General features: G+C 70.9%; 1 protein-coding gene. It reads left to right on the top strand.

The window, feature by feature from the left end:
- Nucleotides 1–333 (top strand): DUF7490 domain-containing protein (locus tag ACFR9S_RS14340; RefSeq protein WP_459077215.1); only part of this gene is annotated, 333 nt, incomplete at both ends.

Raw genomic sequence — 333 nt, 5'->3', positions numbered from 1 at the left:
CCGCGGAGAACGTGACGGTGTTGTTCGAGGCGACCGACGCCGAGTCGGGGCTGCTCGAAGCCTCGAAGGAGGTCAGCGTCGGCGACCTGACCGCCGAGGGCGAGCGCCGCGTCTCGACCACGCTCGAGGTCCCCCGTGACGGGGGGTACGAGCTTGAGGGCGTGGTGTACCGCAACGGCACCCGGGTCGACCAGTTCACCCGCCGAGTCAGCGGCGTCGAGGCGCTCACGCCGGCGTACGCCCGCTCGAACGTGAGCTTCGTCGAGGACCCCGTCCTCGAGCCGGTGTCGGTGTCGATCGCCGACGCCGGCGAGAACCGAACGACGCTCGAAC

It is taken from the genome of Halolamina salina, from assembly GCF_042678005.1.
GTDB classification, from domain to species: domain Archaea; phylum Halobacteriota; class Halobacteria; order Halobacteriales; family Haloferacaceae; genus Halolamina; species Halolamina salina.
This window is presented reverse-complemented; position numbering and strand designations above follow the sequence as displayed.